Source organism: Nocardia gamkensis NBRC 108242 (genome assembly GCF_001612985.1).
In the GTDB taxonomy this organism is placed as follows: domain Bacteria; phylum Actinomycetota; class Actinomycetes; order Mycobacteriales; family Mycobacteriaceae; genus Nocardia; species Nocardia gamkensis.
This window is the reverse complement of the sequence record NZ_BDBM01000006.1, coordinates 66,417-86,320: the sequence shown is the minus strand read 5'-3', so window position 1 is coordinate 86,320 and position 19,904 is coordinate 66,417. Positions and strand designations below refer to the sequence as shown.

Sequence of the window (19,904 nt, the reverse complement as noted above, 5' to 3'; positions counted from 1 at the left end):
GGACCGTTCTCGTAAGGGAGTCATGACCACCGCATCCGCCCGGCGATGGCGCCGCCGACTGCCCGACACCACGACCGAGGCAGGCGCTCCCACGCTCGCGCGCAGGCTCGGCCGACTCGATCTCACCGCCATGGGCGTCGGCACCATCGTCGGCGCGGGCATCTTCGTCATCACCGGCGTCGCCGCCGCGGAGAAGGCCGGCCCCGCCATCGTGCTGTCGTTCGTCTTGGCCGGAGCGGTGTGCGCACTGGTGGCGTTGTGCTACAGCGAACTCGCGGCGATGGTGCCGGTCTCCGGCAGCGCGTACACCTACACCTACGCGACTCTCGGCGAAGCACCGGCGTTCCTGGTCGGCTGGAACCTGCTGCTGGAGTTCGTCATCGCGGGCGCCGCGGTGGCGATCGGCTGGTCCGGGACCACGGTCTCCGCGCTGGACTCCCTGTTCGGCATCACCATTCCGCACGCACTCGTCGCGGGGCCCGCCGAAGGCGGCGTGGTGAACCTGCCGGCCGTCCTGATCGTCGCCGCCGTCGTCGCGGTGCTGGTCGGCGAGGTGACATTCACCGCGCGCATCACCAAGGCGCTGGTCGGGGTGACCATCGGCGTGCTCGTGCTGGTGGTCGCCGTCGGCGCCCCGCACGCCGGCGTGGACAACTGGACCCCGTTCGCGCCGTTCGGCGTCGGGGGCATCATCGGCGGCGCGGCGATCGCGTTCTTCGCCTTCCTCGGCTTCGACGTGGTCGCCGCGTCGGCGGAGGAGGCCCGCAACCCGCGCCGCGACGTACCGTTCGCCATCATCGGCACGGTACTCATCGCCACCGTGCTCTACGCGCTGGTCAGCGCCGTGCTCACTGGCATGGTGCCGTTCGCCACGCTGAACAACGGCGCGCCGATCGCCACCGCGTTCGGCGCGGTGCGGATCGGATGGATCGGCGACGTCATCGTGATCGCCTCGATCATCGCGCTCACCAAGGGCCTGCTGCTGATCGTCTACGCGCAGGTGCGATTGATGTTCGCGATGTGCCGCGACCGGCTGCTGCCCTACCGCCTCGCGGCCACCGGTAAACGGTCCACTCCGGTGCGGCTGACGCTGCTGCTGGGCGCGCTGGGCGCGGTCATCGCGGGACTGCTGCCGATCGACATCGTGGTCGAACTGGTGAACATCGGCGCGCTGTCGGCGTTCGCGGTGGTGTGCGTGGGCGTGCTGGTGCTGCGCCGGGCGGAGCCCGAGCGCGAGCGCCCCTTCCGCACCCCACTGGTGCCGGTGGTTCCGTTGCTCGCGCTGTTCGGCTGCGTCCTGCTCGCGACCACCCTGGAGGCGCTGACCTGGGTGCGGTTCGGCGTGTGGGTCCTGGTCGGCATCGCGGTCTACCTCGGATACGGACGCAAGCGCTCCACGCTCGCCGAGCCACGCCCCGCCGCCGGCCCACAGGCCGGCGCCTGACTCGGCCCGTCACACCGGCCCGCACAATCTGCTGGTGTGCATTGTCTGCCGCGACACCGATGCGCTGTTCCGCTACACAACCGAGCGGATCGGGACCCTGAGCGGGATAGATCGCATGGAGATCAGCCCGATCAGCGGCTACGCCAAGCGCACCGCGCCACCGATCCGCACCCGACGCAGGTTCGCGTCGAATGCCGAAAAACTCGGTCGCACATCCGGTTACGTGACATCGAGTGCATCGGTGGTTCCACGTGAAGCACGGCAGCACCACCACACCGTTCGGACTGCCGCACCGCCCACACACCAACGTGCGGCGGAGTTGTGAATCACAACGGCCCGACCGGCACGCCGCCACGCGGGCGATTAGGGTCGATCAAGTGACCTGGACGGTGGGCTTCGACCTCGACATGACGCTGATCGACTCGCGGCCCGGCGTCGCGCGGGCCATCGACCTGCTCGGCGCGGAGTTCGGCCTGCCGCTGTGCGGGACGACGTTCGCCGATCGGCTCGGCCCACCGCTGGCCACCCTGCTAGTCGAGGCGGGCGCGCCGGAGGAACTCGTCCCAGCGCTGGTGACCCGCTACCGGGCGCTGTATCCGACGCTCGTGTCGACCATCCCCCCGATGCCCGGCGCGCAGTCCGCGCTGGCGGCCGTCGAGGCCCGCGACGGACGGGTACTCGTGGTCACCGGCAAGCATGCCCCGCTGGCACAGCTGCACATCGCCGAACTCGGCTGGCGCATCGACCATCTCGCGGGCGACCTCTGGTCGGCGGGCAAGGCGGCGACACTGCGCGAGCAGGGCGCGGACCTCTTCGTCGGCGACCACGTCGGCGACATGAACGGCGCGCGGGCCGCGGATGTCTTCGCGGTCGGCGTCAGCACCGGACCGTGCTCGGCCGACGAACTGCGGGCGGCGGGCGCGGATGTGGTCCTCACCGACCTCACCGAGTTTCCCGCCTGGCTCGCGACGGAGTTCGGCGCGGTCACCGCCTAGCAGGGCGTCAACCCCTCCGGCGCGGAAATCCGGTAGCGCCCCGCTTACGGCAAGGGGCACCGCAGGCAACCGCGGCACCGGTCCACCAGGGCGGCCACCTCCCGGGAGCAGCGGTCCTACCCCGGCGACCACCGGCTGCGGCATGATCGACATGTGGATCGAACCGAACTGGCCGCGTTGCTCAGGCAGGCGCGCGACCAAGTGCGTCCGGGCGATGTCGGGCTGCCCGCGGGCGCGCGTAGGCAGGTGCGGGGGTTGCGCCGCGAGGAGGTCGCCCAGCTCGCCGGCGTCAGCGTGGACTATGTGGTGCGCCTGGAACAAGGGCGCGGCCCCCGTCCGTCCACCGCGGTGCTGGCCGCGCTCGCCCGCGCCCTGCGGCTCAACGACGAGGACCGCACGCTGCTGTTCCAGTTCGCGGGCACGGCGCCTCCACAGGAGGGCCGCATCGACATGGTGGTGCGGCCGAGCGTCTTGCGCCTGCTGGACCGGATGGCGGATCTGCCCGCACTGGTGCTGTCGGCCAAAGCCGACGTGCTGGCCTGGAATCCGATGGCGACCGCGCTGCTCGGTGATTTCTCCGCATGGCCGACCGCCCAGCGCAACATCATCTGGCAGCGCTTTCTCGGCACCGAGCCGGGACGGGTCGCGATGACGCCCGCCGAGGCCGAGAACGCGGCGTCGTTCTCCGTCGCCGGCCTGCGCAGCGCCCGCGCCCGCTATCCCGACGATCCCGGCCTGCTGCGCTTGGTCTCCGAACTGCGTTCCCGCAGTCCACGCTTCGAGCAGCTGTGGACCGCACGGCGATCCGGGCAGTGGCGCAGCGCGACCAAGACGATCGAACACCCGGATCTCGGCGCGCTGCGGCTGGACTGCGACACCTTGCTGGTCCCGGACACCGACCAGGCGGTCGTGGTCTACTCGGCGGCGGCCGGCAGCCGGGAGGCCTCGGCGCTGGAACTGTTGCGGGTGACCGGGACTCAGCAGTTCACGGTGCCGAAGCCCGCCGGCTAGCTACCCGCCTTGTAGCGGCGCAGGTATTCGCCGGTGAGCGAGGACGGATGCGCGAGCAACTCGGCGGGCGTCCCGGTGAAGACGATCTCGCCGCCGTTCTTGCCGCCATCCGGGCCGAGATCGATCACCCAGTCCGAGTGGGCAACCACGTCGAGATTGTGCTCGATCACCACGACGGTATTGCCGCGGTCGACCAGACCGTCCATCAGCGCGAGCAGCGTGTCCACATCGGACATGTGCAGCCCGGTGGTGGGTTCGTCGAGCACGTAGACGCTGCCGGTGTTCTGCAACTGGGTCGCCAATTTGATCCGCTGCCGCTCTCCGCCGGAGAGCGTGCTCATCGCCTGCCCCAGGCTGAGATAGTCCAGGCCCACCTCGTTCATGGTGCGCAGCTTGGTGTGCAGCGCCTTCTCGGCGAAGAATCCGAGCGCCTCCTCCGCCGACATCTCCAGCACGTCGGCGATGGATTTGCCGCGCAGCGTGAGGGCGAGCACCTCATCGGAGAAGCGCCGTCCGTCACAGGCGTCGCAGTGGGTGGTCACCGGGTCCATGTAGGCGATCTCGGTGATGATCACGCCGCGGCCCTCGCACTGCTCGCACGCGCCCGCCGAATTGAAGCTGAACAGGCCCGCGGACTCCCCCGTCGCCTTGGCGAACAGCTTGCGAATGGGGTCCATCAACCCGAGGTAGGTCGCGGGCGTGGACCGGGACGACGCCGCGATGGGCGACTGGTCCACGAAGATCGCCTCGGGGTACTCCTTGACGAACACGTCCCGGATGAGGCTGCTCTTGCCCGAGCCCGCGACGCCGGTGACGCAGGTCAAGACGCCGGTCGGGATCCCGACCGTCACGTTCTTGAGATTGTGCACCGCCGCATGCTCGATGAGCAGCTCACCGGTGCCCGTACGAAAGGAGTCCTTCACCCGGAAGGGCCTGCGCAGACCGGCGCCGGTCGGGGTGTCGGCGGTCCGCAGGTCGGCGAAACTGCCCTGGAACACCACTTGCCCGCCGTGCACGCCCGCGCGCGGCCCGACATCGACGATATGGTCGGCGATCTGGATGACATCCGGATCGTGTTCCACCACGATCACCGTGTTCCCCTTGTCCCGCAGCGCTTTCAGCAGGTCGTTCAACCGGCCCACATCCCGCGGGTGCAGCCCGACGCTGGGTTCGTCGAAGATGTAGGTCAGTCCGATCAGCGTGCTGGACAGATGCTTGATCATCTTCAGCCGCTGCCCTTCGCCGCCGGAGAGGGTCGAGGTCGGCCGGTCCAGACTCAGATAGCCCAGCCCGATGTCGGCCACCCGCCGCAGCCCGGTGCGGATGGCGCGGGCCAGGCCGACGGCGGCCGGATCGGTGATCTCGTCGAGCACCTCGATCAGATCGGTGACCTGCAAGCGCGCCCAGTCCGCGATGGTGCGCCCGTGGATCTTCGTGGCCAGGGCCGCCTGGTTCAGCCGGGCGCCCGCGCAGGTCGGACAGACGCCCTCGGTGAGGAATTGCCGCATCTGCTCGCGGGTCTTCTCGCTCAGCGTGGAGGTGTCGCGCTGCAACCGGGTCCGCGTGAATTTCGTGGCCAGACCCTCGTAATTCGCCTTCCAGGTGCCTTTGCTGAAGGTCAGCTCGACCTTGCCGCCGGTGCCGTAGAGCAGGTCGTGGAGTTCTTCGCCGGTGTAGTCGGTCAGCTTCTTGTCCGGGTCGAAGCGGCCGGACTTGCCATAGAGTTGCCAATCTCCGCTGCCCACGCCGTACCCCGGCAGCAGTATCGCGCCTTCGTTCAGCGACTTCGTCCGGTCGAGCAGCCGATCGGGGTCGGCCCGCACGGTGACGCCGAGACCGTCGCAGTCCGGGCACATGCCCTGCGGCACATTGAAGGAGTAGTTGTAGACGAATCCGGCCGAGGGCGAACCGAATCGGGCGAACATGGCCCGCACCATCGAGAAGATGTCGGTCATGGTGCCGACCGTGGATCGCGGGCCACCGCCCACCGGCTGCTGATCGATGATCACCGGCGCGGTGAGATTCTCGATGGCCTCGGCGTGCGGGCGTTCGTAGCGGGGCAGGAAGTTGAGGATGAACGCCGGGAACGTGGCGTAGAGCTGGCGCTGCGATTCGACGGCGATGGTGTCGAAGACGATCGAGGATTTGCCCGAGCCGGAGACGCCGGTGAAGACGGTGATCTTGTTCTTCGGGATCTCGAGCGACACGTCGCGCAGATTGTGCTCACTGGCTCCGAGAACCCGGATGGCGTCGAGCGTTGTGGTGGATTCGGCGAAAGGCATACCGCACACCTTGCCACTCCGCACCGACGAAAAGCCGCGGTAAATATGACCTAAATCACAATAATCGCCGGGTGTCGTCGAGCCCGCCCTCTGGAAGGTGGCGTTGCGCAATGACTTCCACGACCCACCGGCGGCACCTGGCGCCCCGGCGACGAATTTCCGCAACGGGGGCCGACGGGCCGCAGCGTGCGCATTCGTGACAGCACCGATGGACACGCCGAGATCCGCTCGGCCGCAGCGGATCTCCCGCTGGGATCACGAATGCGGCGACGGCTAGTGCGGCAGCACACCCGCCGGGGCGCAAGCCCGCTCGCGCGTCCTCCCCAGAGGCGCAACGCACGGCTAGAGTCGGGGCATGCCGCCGCTTCGGGAGCACAGACCGCGACAGGCCACCGTCACGCTGCCCGACGACATCGTCGCGCGGCCGCAACCGTGTGGCCCGGTTCCGCGAGACGTGCACGGCGGCAGGGTTTTCGCGCCGAGAGCCGTCGCCGCACCAGGGCCACCGCCGTTATCCGGCCGGGAGGTGGACGCACCGCACGCCGGCGCGGCGTGAGGTTGCGAGCCTTCGGCGGCGTGGTCTTCGACGCCGCGGCGGTCGTCGCGTTCACCAACCGCGCCGACTATGCCCAGGCGATCGTCTGGGCGACGGTCGACGCGGGGAACACCATCGTCGTTCCGAGCACCGTGCTCGCGGCGGCGCGCACACACATCCCGGCCGACCGGCTCGACATCCTCGCCGTGCTGGTCGGCCTGCCACACACCGTGGTCCCGGCGTTCGACCGAACCGTGCACCCGGCCGGCGAGCCGGGCGGTGCCTGCTCCGCCGCCGACGCTGCCGGTCATGTCACCCGCGAGGCGGTCGCACGCACGTGGCCCTGCCTGACCAGCAGGCCGAGAAGACTGCGGCAGATCGACCCGCGCGTCATCGTCGACCGGCTGCCGTGAACCGCGGGCGACGGATCAGCGCAGCAACGGGATGACGGCGGCGAACTTCTCCATGCTGTCCTCGAGGACGGTGACGTAGCTGATGCCGTAGCGGTCGCGCCGGGCGCGCAGGTGGTCGGCCATCTCCTCGGGGGTGCCCATGAGCAGGATCGGGTGCTCCTCCGGGGAGTCGGCGACGTCCGGCGGCAACGCCGGACCGAAGACCTCCAGGACGCTCGCGCGTTCCTCCGGCGGGACCACCCGCTGCACCAGGATGTTGAACTCGACCTTGTCCAGCCGCGGACCGAGCAGTTCCCGTACGTAGGCGACGCGCTCCTCGATCTCGGCGAGCCCGGCCATCTGCAACGGTCCGCCGTTGCGCGCGGCAGCGGCCCCGGTGAAGGCGATGATGTCGGCGTGCCGCGCGGCGACGGCGAGCAACCGATCACCCCATCCGCCGATGAGCACGGGCGGACCCGACGGCTGGGCGGGCTGCGGCTGATACTCCGGGTCGGAGAACAGGCGGCGCAACGTGATCACCGTCTGCTCCAGGTGCTCGACGCGCTTGCTCCCGCTTTCGAACGGGATGCCCGCGGCCTCGAATTCCGCCTGCACGTAGCCGGCGCCGAGCCCGAGTTCGACGCGCCCGTCGGTGAACTGATCGGCGCCTGCCACGTCGCGGGCCAGCAGGACCGGATTGTAGAACGCGGTGTTGAGCACGAAGGTGTTCAACCGCACCCGTTCGGTCGCCTCGGCGGCCAGGATCATCGCGGGGAACGGCGCGGGCAGGCCGAGATGATCGGCGACGCCGACCACGTCGAAGCCGAGTTCTTCTGCCCGGCGGCACTTTTCGATCCAATTCGACCGGCCCTCGGGGACCACCATGTTGACACCGAACCGGAAGGGGCGCTGCGCAGTCACGTGCTCTGTCTAGCGAATCACGTCGGAAGGCCGGACGCCGGGGCCGGTTCAGCACTGGGCCGGCGTGCCCGCCACCACCGCGACGCCGAGCAGTGCGAGGAGGGTGGCGGCCAGCGGTAACGGGCGACGCCACGCCCGCCGGACCGAGCCGGGGATGCCGCGCCCGGCGGAGTTCCCGCGCGGGGACCGGCGGGCGAACCAACGCCGCGTCATCGCGACCGTGGTGATGATCAATGTCGCGATCAGCATGCCCGCCCCTCAGACGCGCGCGGCGCGCGGCGCGGCGGCCGGCGCGGCGGACCTGCGCCGCGGCGCCGCGACGATCCCGCGCTGTAGCAGGCTTTCCGCGGTGTCCACCACGGATTCCCGCACCGGACGCATGGTCCAGCCGAGTTCGCGCACGGCTTTGTCGGCGCTGAGCGACTCGGGGCGTCCCAGGCTCGGCAGTGTCAGCCGGACGCCCTTGTCGAACAGCGCGACACAACGCACCACCCAGTTCGGCAGCCGTCTGGTCGGCACCCGGAGACCACGCGGCCCGTATTCCTCGGCGAGGATGCGCGCCATATCCTCCATCCACAGGTGCTCGCCCGCGCAGATGTAGCGGTTGCCCGCGGCTGCCGGGGTCTCCAGCGCGAGCCGGTGCGCCGCGGCGAGATCACGCACGTCCACCGGCGCCCAGCCGACCCGCGGCGTGCCGGGTACATCTCCGGCCAGCAACCGCCGCACGGGCTCGTGCGAGGTGCTCGTCGCCGCCGACAGCAACGGTCCGAGCACCATGCCCGGATTGACGACGACCAGCTCGAATCGCTCGGCGGCCGGGAGTTGCGCGACGAAATCCCAGGCCGCCCGCTCGGCGAGCGTCTTGCTCTTCTGATAGGCGGGGCTGCGCTCGACCACCGTCCAGTCGGCCTCGGTGCGCAGGGCGTCGTCGGTGTGACCGTAAGCGATCGCGGCGATCGAGGAGGTGAGCACCACGCGGCGGACGGTGCCCGCGGCGGCACAGGCGCGCAGCACCCGCAGAGTTCCTTCGACCGCGGTGTCGACGAGTTCGCGCTCGTCGTCGGGCGGCGTGGCGGGGAACGGAGAGGCGACGTGCAAGACGCCGACGCTGCCCGCCACGGCGGCCGCCCAGCCCGCGTCGCCGTTCAGATCGGCTTGCGCGAACTCCAGTTCGCCGCCGGTGCGGCGGGCCAGTTCCACCAGGTGTGCTCGCTTGCCGGCGCCTGTGAGGTCGCGGATCGTCGCGCGCACGGCGTAATCGTGTTCCAGCAACTCGGCGATGACGTGGCCTGCGACGAATCCCGTTGCGCCGGTGACCGTTACCCGTGTGCTCATGTGCTCATCCCTCTCGTCGAGTGACTACCGCGGCCGCCATCTGAGCGCCGCTCAGATAATCTAAGCACTGCATAGTTAGGTTGTCCAGGACGCGTCGCATACGCTCGGATGGTGACGCGGACCAGTTACCACCACGGCGCCTTGCGCGACGCGCTGCTGGCCGCTTGCCTGCGATTGATCGAGACGGAAGGACTCGCGGCGGTCAGCCTGCGCCGCGTGGCGCGCGAGGCAGGGGTGAGCACGGCGGCGCCGTACCACCACTTCCCCGACCGGGCCGCCCTGCTCGCGACGCTGTCCACCCAGGGCTTCCAGTTACTCGGAACGCGACTGGCGGCGGCCCGCGCCGAGGCGGAAACGCCGATGGCCGCCCTGACCGCGCTGGCGAACGCCTACGTGCGGTTCTCCCGCGAGCACCCGGCGTACTTCCGCTTGATGTTCCGGCCCGAACTCTCCCAGCCCGACAAGCATCCCGACACCATGGGGGCGGGCGACGCGGCGTTCGGCGTCCTGACCGACGCGATCGCGGAGTGTGTCCGCGCGGGAGCGCTGCCCGCCGACAAGGCCGACACGTTGGCGGTCATGTTCTGGGGGCTCGGCCACGGGCTGGCCTCCCTGTGGCTCGACGGCCAACTGGAGAAACGCGCGGAACAGTTCGGCACGAACGCCGCGGCGTCGGTTGACGATGTCATGCGAACCTTCGCAGCTCTGATCGAGCCGAGCACGACGCCGCTGACCTAGAGTAGACGCCAGGCATTTGCTGTCCGATGCTTCCCACCGATCCGAGAGGACGACACGGATGACCGCGCAGCTGGATCCGACGGTGCAGGAGTTCGTCGACGCGCTCAACGCCAACGATCAGGACCGGTTCTACGCGGTGCTCACCGACGATGCCACCATGTCCGACGACGGTGTGGAGCGCGACCTCGCGCAGTGGACCGGAGCGGAGATCTTCGACAGCAACGCCCGCATGCGGATCGAGTCCATCGGCGACAACGGCACCGAACTGGTTGCCGACTACACCAATTCGCGATGGGGCTCGATGCGGACCACCTGGCGATTCGTCCTGCGCGACGGCAAGGTGAGCCGTTTCGAGACCGGACAGGCGTGAATACCCTTGCCAGGCAGCCGCCGACATTGACATTCTGACCTTCGTGTTCGTCGCGCCGCGTTATGGTACCGGTTCCCTGGCCGATGTGTTCCCCTCCGTCCTCGCCGGTCTGGGCGTGCCGGGCGAGGAAGACCGCCTAGGGCTGGGCCTGAACGCCGACCGGGTCTGCGTTCTGCTGGTGGACGGGCTCGGTTATCAGGATCTCGTCGCCGATCCCACAGCGGCGCCATTCCTGTCCGGCCTCGAGCCGGTCCGGCTCACGGCCGGTTTCCCCACGACGACGGCCACCAGCCTCGCCTCGCTCGGGGTGGGCGTTCCGCCGGGCGAGCACGGGATCGTGGGCTATCTGTTCCACGTCCCCGGCTACGACCGGCTGTTCACCCCGCTGTCCTGGCGGCTGCACGGGGCGCCGAAGTCCGACCTGCGGAAAGAATTGATCCCGGCGGAGTTCCAGCCCCGCCCAACCGTTTTCCAGCGCGCCGTCGCCGATGGCATCGCCGTCGCACAGGTGTCGCCGCGCGATCAGGCCGGATCGGGACTGACCGAGGCGGTGCTGCGCGGTTGCCGGTTCCTGCCCCAGTTGTCGTTCGGCGATCTCGTCGCCGGTGTGAGCGAGGCATTACGGGCCGGGCCGCGCTCACTGGTCTACACCTACCACGGCGATCTCGACCTGACCGGACACGTGCGCGGCCCGTCGTCGCGGGCCTGGGCGTTGGAACTGGCCAACGCCGACCGGCTCGCCGCCGCGCTCGCCGCCGAGCTGCCCCCGGGCGCGGCGCTGCTGGTCACCGCCGACCACGGCATGGTGCAGATGGACGACAGCATCGATTTCGACACCACCCCCGTCCTGCGAGAAGGCGTCCGGGCGCTCGGCGGGGAAGCGCGGGCCCGGCACGTCTACACCGTGCCGGGCGCCGAATCCGACGTCGCGGCGGCCTGGCAGGCCACGCTCGGCCCGGACTTCGAGGTCCTCGGCAAGGAGGAGATCGTGGCCCGCGGCTGGTTCGGCCCCACCGTCGACCCCGCGATCGCCCAGCGCATCGGCGATCTGGTCGTGCTCGCGCGAGGGCGGCGCGGTGTCATCCGCAGCGGCGTCGAACCATTGCAGTCGTCGCTGGTCGGGCAGCACGGTTCGCTCACTCCGGCGGAAGTCGAGGTGCCGCTGTGCGTCTTCCGTGCCTAGCGCCCGTCTTCGGTGAACAGCGCTCTAGTCTGGAGTCCGATCGCGGCGGGTGTCGCCGCCGACCCTTCAGGAGGAGCCCATGAACGCCACGCTGTCACGGACCGGTCGGACCGGCCTCGGGTTCGCGATGGTCGCCATGGCCCTCACCGGCTGCACCGACATCGAACGCGCCCTCAACCGCGGTGGCGACACCCCGTGCAGCGAGTACGTCAAGCAGGATCAGGACACCAAGCGCACGACGATCACCAAGTTCGTCAAGCAGCAGAGCCAGGACGACCGCGAGCCCGCGGGGACCGTCGTGGACGCGACGATGGTGTCGGTCGACCTGCTGTGCGGCGCACAGGCCAACACCGACACCCCCATCAAGAACGCCGACGTGGCCGGGATCTTCATCCGGAAGTGACCGCTCAGCGCGGCGGATGGGCGGCCAGCCAGTCCGCCGCGGCACCCAGATCACGATCACATCGGCGTAGCGCTCGCCGGTCACCGCGTCCACGGCATCCGGACGGGGAGTGCGGAAGAACACGAACGACTTGCCCCCGACCTGATAGACCGGGTTACCGCGCGGTCCGTCGGCGCGTGTCACATGGGGCGTGCCCGCTCGAAACCGGTCGCCATGCCAGCAGCCTAGGGCGTCGTGGCCCACTTCGCTCGAAAGCGCCGGCGACCGGCCGGTAGGGCTCCGGGCGCTCGCCACGCCGGTCGGCGTACGCCAGAATGAGAGGGAGAATTCGAGCTCACACGACGACGGGTCTTGCACGTGGCACGGTTCCGCGCCCTCACACAGCAGCGGGTCGAACTGGAAAGAGAATGGGAGCGTTGGGCGACGACTCCACGGGCGGTACCACGCCCCCGGAACACCGTCCTGCGCAACGACGTAGCACAATCCTGGCGGCGCTCGCTGCACACCGTCGATCCCGGTCGCACGATCGCGCCGGGGATCGACGACATCGGTGATCGCTGGGCCGCGTCGCCACTGCGCGAACCGGTGACGGCACTGGCGGGTGATCTGCGCGCCATCACCGAGGATTCCGGGTATCTGGCGGTGGTCACCGACAGCGCGGGCACCGTGTTGTGGTCCTGCGGTGACCGCACGCTGCGCAGGCAGGCCGAGCAGGTCAACCTCGCGCCGGGTGGATGCTGGGACGAAAGCCATATGGGCACCACCGGCTTGGCACTCGCGCTGCACACCGACCGCCCCGCCTCGGTGTTCTCCGCCGAGCACCTGATCGCCGCGCTGCACGGCTGGGTCTGCTATTCCGCGCCGATCCACGGACCCGACGGCAGGCAGGTCGGCGCGCTGGATCTGTCGAGTTCCTGGGACCGCTCGCATCCCGCGGTGCTCACCTCGGTGCGCGCGCTGGTGACGGCCGTGGAGACGATGCTGCGCACCGCGGAGCCCGCGCCCGAGCCGGGGATCCGGCTGGAGTGCCTGGGCGCCGCACGGCTGGTACGCGACGGGGTGCCGCTGCCGCTGCCGCCTCGGCAGCTGGAGATCCTCGCCCTGCTGGCGCTGCAGCCGGACGGCTTCACCCCGGAGCAATTGCACGCCGCCCTGTACGGCGACCGTTCGGTGTCCAGCAGCACGCTCAAAGCCGATGTCTCGCATCTGCGCCGCGCGATCGGCGGTGCGATCAGCAATCGCCGTTACGCGTTGACCGGTCCGGTGTCCTGCGACGCCGTCGACCTGTTCGCCGCCATCACCGCTGGTGACACCACCTCGGCGGTGTGGCTGTACCGGGGGCCGCTGCTGCCCGGATCGGAGGCGCCCGGCGTGCTGCAGTGGCGCGACTACCTCGATGTCGGCGTGCGGACCGCCGTGCTCGCCGGTGACCGAGCCGAGCACGCCGTGGCCTTCGGCGAACGCGCGCCCCGTGATGTCGCGGTACACGAGCACGCGCTGCGATTGCTCCCGCCCGACGACGTGCGCCGCGCGGTGGTCGCGGCTCGGCTGCATACGGCGTTGCGCGACTGACGCTTTCACACCAACCTCGCACCAACCTCCGCGGACCATAGTGGATCTGTCCGAGATATCTGCGAGGAATCATGAGCTACACCAGACCGGGGACGGGACTGCGGCATCGCCGACTACCCGACGCAGCCCGGCCACGTCCGCCACGCCGGTCGAACGGCATGGGGACGCATCGAACGCACCGGGTGGACATCACCGACCGCGCCAGGGCGGTCTTGCGCAGCGTGATCGATCAGCACGGAGCCGTGCTGCTGCACCAGTCCGCCGGACACCGCGACAGCGACTCGCCACGGTGCCTGCCCATCCGGGAGTCCAGCATCGACCGCGCCGACGTCCTGCTGGGAAATCTGCCCTGGCACACCGAAGTGTGGATCAGCGGCGAGCAGTACGAGCACTGGAAGCACACCCACCTCACCGTGGATGTGGCCGAAGCACCCGGCGGCCGTGCTTCCGACGCTCTCGAGGACACACGTTTCGTCATCAGATCACGACTGCTCACCGACGAGGAAGCAGCGGCGCTGGCGGCCGGAGGGCCGCCGCGCACCGGAGCCGACCGGTTGGCGTGACCCCTGCACGAACCGGCGGGTCGTCCGCCCGGGTGGGCACGACCACCCGGGCGGACGTCGTGTGTCAGCGCCCGGGCAGGAAACGCAGGCTGCGCGCTACGGTCATCAGGAACGGCTGCCACTTGTCCTTCGGGAACAGCTTCGGCGCATCGAGATTCATGAAGCGGGTGACCACGATCGACTGCGGTTCGGCGAACTTGAGCAGACCGTCGGGCCCGTGGCGGCGCCCCACACCGGAGATGCCCATTCCGCCCATCGGGGCGCCGGTGGTGCCCCACGCCGGCGCGTAGCCCTCGTCCACACAGACCGTGCCCGCGTGCAGCCGCGCCGCGATCCGCTCGCCTTCGGACTTGCTCGCCGCCCACACCGAAGCGTTGAGGCCGTAGTCGGTGTCGTTGGCCAGGCGCACCGCCTCCTCGACACTGTCGACCGGATAGATCGACACCAGCGGGCCGAAGGTCTCGTTGCGACCGCATTCCATCTCGTCGGTCACCTCGCCGAGCACGGTCGGCTCGAAGAACAGCGGACCCAGGTCCGGGCGGGCCTTGCCGCCGGTGAGCACCTTCGCTCCCTTCGAGGTGGCGTCCGCGACGTGCTTGGACACCGTTTCCAGTTGCGCTTCGGAGATGAGGCTGCCGATGTCGGCCGAATAGTCGTAGGCGGCGCCGAGTTTCGCGGCGTGTACGGCGGCGACGAATTTCTCGGTGAACGCCGCGGCGACCTGCCGCTCGACATAGAGCCGCTCGATGGAGATGCACAGCTGCCCGGCATTGGAGAAGCAGGCGCGCACGGCCGCCTTGGCGGCCTTGTCCAGGTCGGCGCCCGCGGCGACGATCATCGGGTTCTTGCCGCCGAGTTCGGCGGAGAAACCGATCAGCCTGCGGCCGCACTGCTCGGCCAGGGTGCGGCCGGTCGCCGAGGAACCGGTGAACATCAGGTAGTCGCAGTTCTCGACGATCGCGGTCCCGACCACGCCGCCCGGCCCGGGGACGACCGCGAGCAGCTCGCGCGGCAGGCCTGCTCGGTAGAGCAGCTCGGCACCGGCCAGCGTGGAGAACGGGGTCTGGCTGTCGGGCTTGACCACCACGGCGTTGCCCGCGATGAGCGCCGGAATGGAATCGCCGATCGACAGCAGCAGCGGATAGTTCCACGGCGCGATGACACCGACCACGCCTTTGGGCTGATACCGGACCGAGGCGCGGTTGAGCACGGGGAAGGCGCCCGCTACCCGGTGGGTGTCCAGCACGCTCGGGGCGATCTTGGCGAAATAACGGGCCGCGAACATCAGGCCCATGATTTCCTCCTGGGCCGCCCAGCGGGCTTTGCCGGTCTCGGCCTGCACCACGTCCATCAGGAACTCGCGGTGCTCCACCACCAGAGCGCGGTAACGGTCCAGCACGGCGGCGCGTTCGGCGACCGGACGGGCCGCCCAGCGCTGCTGCGCGACCCTGGCTTTGTCGAAGGCGGCGGTGACGTCGGCCGGCGTGCCGACCGGCACGCTGCCCAGGGAGTTTCCGGTGAACGTCTCGGCGATCGTCCTGCGCGGACGTTCCGCGGGCGCCTCGATCGCGGCCAGCGCGCTGAGGCGGTCGAATACATCGGCTTCCGGCGCGGGCATCGGTGCCTCCTACTTGTGAGTAACTTTGCGATACACACAATCTACGCCCGATATCGCCTGTCATGAACCCACTGCGGACGGAATGCGCGGCACTCGTCCGCGGCCGCCTCGGCGCCGAATACCTCTTGGTCGGTGCGTGGCCGGGTGACGATCCCCCGCTAGCTCACAGTTTTCCCGGTCGAGTCAAATCGAGTCCCACTCACCGGGACCGGCTGTCCGTATCGCCGGGTCGTGGTTTACGTTATGCCGATGTTCAGAGCGAGGCTCGGGGTCCGCACCCGGATTCTGGCTATCGCGCTCATTCCGAGTCTGACTCTGCTGTTGGCAGGCATGGGCGCCGCCGGCTACCTGGTAGCCGAAGGAACCAAGGCGAAGGACTGGGCTGCGGCGAGCCAGAAGGCCATCGCGGTGACCAGCGAGGTCATGGACGCGATCGAGCAGGAACGCTACCTCACCCTCGCCCAGCTGTCCGGCGACGACACTCTCACCTCCGCGCTCGGCCCCGCGCGCATGCGCGTGGACGCGTCGGTGCGAAACCTGCTCGCGACCTCCGCGAACCTGCGCGACGTCGACGACACGAAGATCACCGAGAAGGACGCCGACCTCGTCATGCTGACGCAGAGCCTGACGACGGTGCGCTCCGCCGCCGACGCGGGCGCACTGCCGATTCCGGACGCGTACACGTTCTACAACCGGTTGCTCGATCCGATCTCCGCGGGCGCGCAGTCCACCGTGCGGACCGCGCCGGAGAGCGATATCGCTGTGGGCACCGTGGCGGGCATCCGCTTGTTCTACGTGAGCGAGGCGATGTCGCGCAGCAACGCCCTCGGCGCGGTCTACGTCCACGGCGCCACTCCCCCGCCCATCCCGCTCGATGAGTACACCCGCCAGACCGGCTTCTACCACGCCGAGATCGCCATGCTCATCACCGAATTGGACGGCCCGATCAAAGCCCGCCTTCAGGCGCTGTCCACCGGCACGGCGTGGCAACAGCTGACCGCGATGGAGAATGCCATCATCCAGCGCGTCAGCGCCGCGGCGGCTTCCGCCACCACATCGCCCCCTGCGGCGAGCGCGAGCACCGGCATACGGCAATCGAGCCTGCCTCCGCTTCCGCTGAGCGCCGACGAATGGCACCGCGCGGCAGCCGAGGTCAACCGCGGGTTGCTGGACGCCTGGTCGGTGTACAACCGGGATGTCCAGGCGGCCGCCGAAGACAAGGCCGCCGCGGCGGCGACCCGATCCGCCGTGACGGGTGGCGGCATGCTCGTGATCGGTGTTCTGGTGCTCGTCATCGCGGTCGCCTTGGCCAACCGTGTCATTCGCAGGCTGAAGCGGTTGCGGGGAGAAACGCTCGCGCTGGCCGACGAGCGGCTGCCCGACATGATGCGCAGGTTGCGCGACGGCGAAGCCGTCGATCCCGCCGCGGAGTCCCCGAACCTGGACTACGGCAGCGACGAGATCGGCCAAGTGGCCAAGGCGTTCCAGCACGCCCATTCCGCTGCCGTCTCCGCGGCGGTGGCCGAGGCTCGTACCCGCGAGGGCGTGAAGGCGGTGTTCCTGAACATCGCGCACCGCAGCCAGATCGTGGTGCATCGGCAGCTGGAGATACTCGACGAAGCCGAGCAGCGACAGGAAGACCCGGTCCTGCTCGACACCCTGTTCCGTCTCGACCACCTCGCGACCCGGGAGCGGCGCAACGCCGAGAACCTCACCATCCTCGGCGGCGGCAAGCCGGGCAGGCAGTGGCGCAACCCGGTCCCGCTGGTGGACCTGGTGCGCAGCGCCGTCGGTGAGACCCTCGACTACGCCCGGGTGCGGGTGACCCGGCTGCCCGAAGTCCACGTGCTCGGCGCGGTGGTCGCCGACCTCATCCACCTGCTCGCCGAACTGGTGGACAACGCCACCTCCTTCTCGCCGCCGCAGTCGCGTGTCGAGGTGACCGGCAACGTGGTCGGCAAAGGTGTCGTGGTCGAAATCGGTGACCAGGGCATGGGCATGTCCGAAGCCGACCTGGCCAGGTTGAACGAGACACTGCGCAATCCACCGGATTTCGGCGTGGCGGCCCTGTCGGCCGACTCCCGGTTGGGATTGTTCGTGGTCGCGCAACTGGCGGCGCGCCACGGTATCGCGGTGCGGCTGTCGGACTCCGATTACGGCGGCATCAGGGCCATCGTGCTCATTCCGTCCGCCCTCATCGCGGCCGATTCGGGCATGCCGCAGACACCGGCGGAACTCACCGATCCCGGCAGTCGCCGCAAGCTCATCACCACGCCCGCGATCGCGACGGAGACGGCGAATTCCGCGCAGACCCCGTCGTCGTCGGTCGCGACCCTGCCGGCCGAATCCGCCGCGCCCCCGCGCTACGCCCCTCGCCCGTACACCGAGGCTCCGACGCAACCGGGCTCCGACGGTCGCCCGCCGTTGCCGCGGCGCCACCGACAGACCAATCTCGCACCGCAATTGGCGCAGTCGGCCCAGGAGCAGCAAGCCGCCTCCGCGCAGGCTCCCCGCTCCGCCGAGCAGGCCCGTGATCTGATGTCCGCCATCGAGAACGGAACCAGGCAGGGCCGCCGCGCCACCATCCCCGACGAACAGGAAGGCTAGGGGTGTCCGCTTCTCCCGCAGGTGATCTCAATTGGCTGCTCGACGATCTCGTCGACCGGCTGGCCGGCGTGCGCCACGCGGTGGTGCTGTCCACCGACGGGCTGCTACTCGGCCGCTCCAGCGGTATGAACCGCGAGGACGCCGAACACTTCGGCGCGATGTCCTCGGCGCTCTACGGGCTGGCGCGCAGCGCGGGCAACCGGTTCGACGGCGGCGGCGTCCGCCAGGCGGTCATCGAACTCGACCGCGCGGTGCTGTTCGTGACCTCCGCGGGCGACAACGCCTGTCTGGCACTGCAAGCCGCCGAGTCGGCCAATCTCGGCATGGTGGCCTACGAGATGAATCTGACGGTCCAGCGCGTCGGCAGCTATCTGTCCACGACCGCACGCCAAGATCTCGTCGGACATGTCGAGTAAGACCTGCCATGACCCATCCGCGTGAGCCCTGGTTCGACGAGGCGGCCGGCCCTCTGGTGCGTCCCTACGCGGTCACTCGCGGGCGCACCAGCGGCGCGGGGCCCGAACTGGATATGCTCACCACCGTGATCGCGGACTCCTCCGCGGCCACACTGCGACGCAGCGAACCCGAGTACGCCGATATCCTTCGCCTGTGCCGGGTTTCGCAGACCGTCGCAGAAGTCTCCGCACAGTTGCGTTTGCCGCTGGCGGTGACGAAGATCCTCGTCGGTGATCTGATCGGCGACGGGCAACTGATCTTCCGCGCTCCCGTTCCGACGGAGGCCGGACCCGATGACCTCAACATATTGCGAGCGGTACTGGATGGAATCCGAAAACTTTGACCCGAGCGGCACACCGCAATTGGCCGCGTCGGTCAAGATCCTCGTCGCCGGCGGGTTCGGCGTCGGCAAGACCACCATGGTCTCGGCGATCAGCGAAGTCGCGCCACTGCGCACCGAGGAACTGATCACCGAGGTGAGCACCGGAATCGACGATCTGTCGGGCGTCGAGCAGAAGTCCACGACCACGGTCGCGCTGGACTTCGGCAGGCTCACCATCGACCGCGACCTGGTGCTCTACCTGTTCGGCACACCGGGCCAGGACCGGTTCTGGTTCCTGTGGGACGAACTGGCGCGCGGCGCGCTCGGCGCCGTCGTCCTGGCCGATACCCGCAGGCTCGGCAACTCCTTCGCGTCCGTGGACTTCTTCGAGCGCCGCGGTCTGCCGTTCATGGTGGGCGTCAACTGCTTCGACGGCGCACCGCGCTACACCAACGACGAAGTACGCGACGCCCTCGACCTCGACTCGGCCACCCCCGTCATGCTCTGCGACGCGCGCGACCGAGGGTCGTGCAAGGACGTCCTGCTCACCCTCGTCGAACACCTCATCCAGCGGGCACAACGCGCACACGCCACCACCTGAGGGCGCGGCGGCTGCGCCTGTGAACCCTCACACCTGCCGCAGCCAGGCCACGAAAAGCCGCGCGCCACCCGCGGCCAGCACTACCGCGGCCGGAGCAGGCCACCACGGCCCGTTCCGGCCGAGCAGGCCGCGGGTGAGCCGCAATTGGAACGCCCCCAGCCCGGCGAGGACCAGCAGCCAGACCGGCAGCAGCCCGACACCGAGCGCCGCGTGCACCGCCCACGCACCCGCCGAACTGGGACCGCCCCAGGATCCTTCGAGATTGTCGCTCGCGACGACCGGAAACAGGACCCCGCGGAACGCGGCGACGATCGCCAGGAAGGCCAGAAACCAGGCCGTCAGGCCGACCGCGCCACTGAGCACGGAATGCGAGACCGACCGGGTGACGGAGAATTTGTGCGGCAGAACGGATTCACCGAGCAGTCGCCGCGGCACGCGCAGCCGGGTCGGAATTCGCCGCACCGCCAGCGGGAGCGCCCACAGCGCGTAGGCGGCGTAACGCAGGAGTGCCCGGAACCACGACATACCGCCGACGGTAGCGCTGTTCGGCCCGCGA

20 protein-coding genes and 1 pseudogene are annotated in these 19,904 nt (G+C 69.5%); 14 read left to right on the top strand and 7 right to left on the bottom strand.

The genetic code is table 11. The features are described 5' to 3' along the window. Positions 1-22 precede the first annotated feature (22 nt). From NG1_RS06765 to NG1_RS06750, 3 genes are all read left to right on the top strand, one after another. A complete protein-coding gene (locus NG1_RS06765; protein ID WP_062969068.1) occupies positions 23-1,444 on the top strand; it encodes an amino acid permease in 1,422 nt (473 codons plus the stop codon). A gap of 377 nt (positions 1,445-1,821) precedes the next feature. Next, positions 1,822-2,439, top strand: a complete 618-nt coding sequence (locus tag NG1_RS06755; RefSeq protein WP_168434165.1) for an HAD family hydrolase — start codon at positions 1,822-1,824, stop codon at positions 2,437-2,439. Between the two features lie 153 nt (positions 2,440-2,592). Beyond that, positions 2,593-3,450, top strand: coding sequence for a helix-turn-helix transcriptional regulator (locus NG1_RS06750; protein WP_062969064.1), 858 nt, complete (start codon positions 2,593-2,595; stop codon positions 3,448-3,450). Here NG1_RS06750 and NG1_RS06745 read toward each other — a convergent pair. Beyond that, positions 3,447-5,732, bottom strand: a complete 2,286-nt coding sequence (locus NG1_RS06745; protein WP_062969061.1) for an ATP-binding cassette domain-containing protein — start codon at positions 5,730-5,732, stop codon at positions 3,447-3,449. The two genes, NG1_RS06750 and NG1_RS06745, sit on opposite strands and share 4 nt — an antisense overlap. Positions 5,733-6,284: 552 nt before the next feature. Between NG1_RS06745 and NG1_RS06740 the strand changes: the two genes are divergently transcribed. After that, on the top strand, positions 6,285-6,680 hold the full coding sequence (locus tag NG1_RS06740; RefSeq protein ID WP_062969059.1) for a hypothetical protein: 396 nt from the start codon (positions 6,285-6,287) through the stop codon (positions 6,678-6,680). A gap of 15 nt (positions 6,681-6,695) precedes the next feature. On the opposite strand, the gene NG1_RS06735 is transcribed toward NG1_RS06740, so the two are convergent. Genes NG1_RS06735 through NG1_RS06725 form a run of 3 tightly spaced genes read right to left on the bottom strand, consistent with a single transcriptional unit; the run spans position 6,696 to position 8,915 of the window. After that, positions 6,696-7,580, bottom strand: coding sequence for an LLM class F420-dependent oxidoreductase (locus NG1_RS06735; RefSeq protein ID WP_062969057.1), 885 nt, complete (start codon positions 7,578-7,580; stop codon positions 6,696-6,698). A 48-nt stretch (positions 7,581-7,628) separates the two neighbouring features. Next, on the bottom strand, positions 7,629-7,829 hold the full coding sequence (locus tag NG1_RS06730) for a hypothetical protein (protein ID WP_062969055.1): 201 nt from the start codon (positions 7,827-7,829) through the stop codon (positions 7,629-7,631). 9 nt (positions 7,830-7,838) lie between these two features. Continuing rightward, on the bottom strand, positions 7,839-8,915 hold the full coding sequence (locus NG1_RS06725; protein WP_062969053.1) for an SDR family oxidoreductase: 1,077 nt from the start codon (positions 8,913-8,915) through the stop codon (positions 7,839-7,841). A gap of 108 nt (positions 8,916-9,023) precedes the next feature. Here NG1_RS06725 and NG1_RS06720 point away from each other — a divergent pair, with 108 nt between their 5' ends. The 4 genes from NG1_RS06720 to NG1_RS06705 all read left to right on the top strand — a co-directional run bounded on the left by NG1_RS06720 (position 9,024) and on the right by NG1_RS06705 (position 11,609). After that, positions 9,024-9,653, top strand: a complete 630-nt coding sequence (locus NG1_RS06720; protein ID WP_062969051.1) for a TetR/AcrR family transcriptional regulator — start codon at positions 9,024-9,026, stop codon at positions 9,651-9,653. Between the two features lie 58 nt (positions 9,654-9,711). Next, a complete protein-coding gene (locus NG1_RS06715) occupies positions 9,712-10,023 on the top strand; it encodes a nuclear transport factor 2 family protein (protein ID WP_062969049.1) in 312 nt (103 codons plus the stop codon). 43 nt (positions 10,024-10,066) lie between these two features. Continuing rightward, on the top strand, positions 10,067-11,206 hold the full coding sequence (locus NG1_RS06710) for an alkaline phosphatase family protein (protein ID WP_062969047.1): 1,140 nt from the start codon (positions 10,067-10,069) through the stop codon (positions 11,204-11,206). Positions 11,207-11,285: 79 nt separating this feature from the next. After that, a complete protein-coding gene (locus NG1_RS06705) occupies positions 11,286-11,609 on the top strand; it encodes a hypothetical protein (RefSeq protein ID WP_062969045.1) in 324 nt (107 codons plus the stop codon). A gap of 42 nt (positions 11,610-11,651) precedes the next feature. On the opposite strand, the pseudogene NG1_RS38100 reads toward NG1_RS06705, so the two are convergent. Next, positions 11,652-11,852 (bottom strand): annotated as a pseudogene (locus tag NG1_RS38100) (hypothetical protein); the annotation flags it as partial. 114 nt (positions 11,853-11,966) lie between these two features. On the opposite strand from NG1_RS38100, the gene NG1_RS06700 reads away from it, so the two are divergent. Then, positions 11,967-13,181: a sigma-54-dependent transcriptional regulator family protein gene (locus NG1_RS06700; protein ID WP_062969043.1), complete on the top strand. Its 1,215-nt coding sequence runs from the start codon at positions 11,967-11,969 to the stop codon at positions 13,179-13,181. 71 nt (positions 13,182-13,252) lie between these two features. Beyond that, on the top strand, positions 13,253-13,744 hold the full coding sequence (locus tag NG1_RS06695; RefSeq protein ID WP_245659810.1) for a DUF779 domain-containing protein: 492 nt from the start codon (positions 13,253-13,255) through the stop codon (positions 13,742-13,744). Positions 13,745-13,808: 64 nt separating this feature from the next. Here NG1_RS06695 and NG1_RS06690 read toward each other — a convergent pair whose 3' ends face one another. Next, positions 13,809-15,362: a succinic semialdehyde dehydrogenase gene (locus NG1_RS06690; RefSeq protein WP_062969039.1), complete on the bottom strand. Its 1,554-nt coding sequence runs from the start codon at positions 15,360-15,362 to the stop codon at positions 13,809-13,811. Between the two features lie 249 nt (positions 15,363-15,611). Here NG1_RS06690 and NG1_RS06685 point away from each other — a divergent pair, with 249 nt between their 5' ends. From NG1_RS06685 to NG1_RS06670, 4 genes are read left to right on the top strand one after another with little or no spacing between them, the layout of a single operon-like run. Then, positions 15,612-17,969 carry a sensor histidine kinase gene (locus NG1_RS06685; RefSeq protein ID WP_063910278.1) on the top strand — a complete coding sequence of 786 codons (2,358 nt, stop codon included), beginning with the start codon at positions 15,612-15,614 and terminating at the stop codon, positions 17,967-17,969. Between the two features lie 2 nt (positions 17,970-17,971). Beyond that, positions 17,972-18,385: a roadblock/LC7 domain-containing protein gene (locus tag NG1_RS06680; RefSeq protein ID WP_040866769.1), complete on the top strand. Its 414-nt coding sequence runs from the start codon at positions 17,972-17,974 to the stop codon at positions 18,383-18,385. Positions 18,386-18,393: 8 nt separating this feature from the next. Further along, positions 18,394-18,768 carry a DUF742 domain-containing protein gene (locus NG1_RS06675; protein WP_040866768.1) on the top strand — a complete coding sequence of 125 codons (375 nt, stop codon included), beginning with the start codon at positions 18,394-18,396 and terminating at the stop codon, positions 18,766-18,768. Further along, a complete protein-coding gene (locus NG1_RS06670; RefSeq protein WP_040866767.1) occupies positions 18,749-19,348 on the top strand; it encodes a GTP-binding protein in 600 nt (199 codons plus the stop codon). Before NG1_RS06675 ends, NG1_RS06670 begins: the two co-directional genes overlap by 20 nt. A gap of 27 nt (positions 19,349-19,375) precedes the next feature. Here the strand turns inward: NG1_RS06670 and NG1_RS06665 are convergent, their stop codons facing one another. Continuing rightward, a complete protein-coding gene (locus tag NG1_RS06665; protein ID WP_062969327.1) occupies positions 19,376-19,873 on the bottom strand; it encodes a hypothetical protein in 498 nt (165 codons plus the stop codon). Between the last annotated feature and the right edge of the window lie 31 nt (positions 19,874-19,904).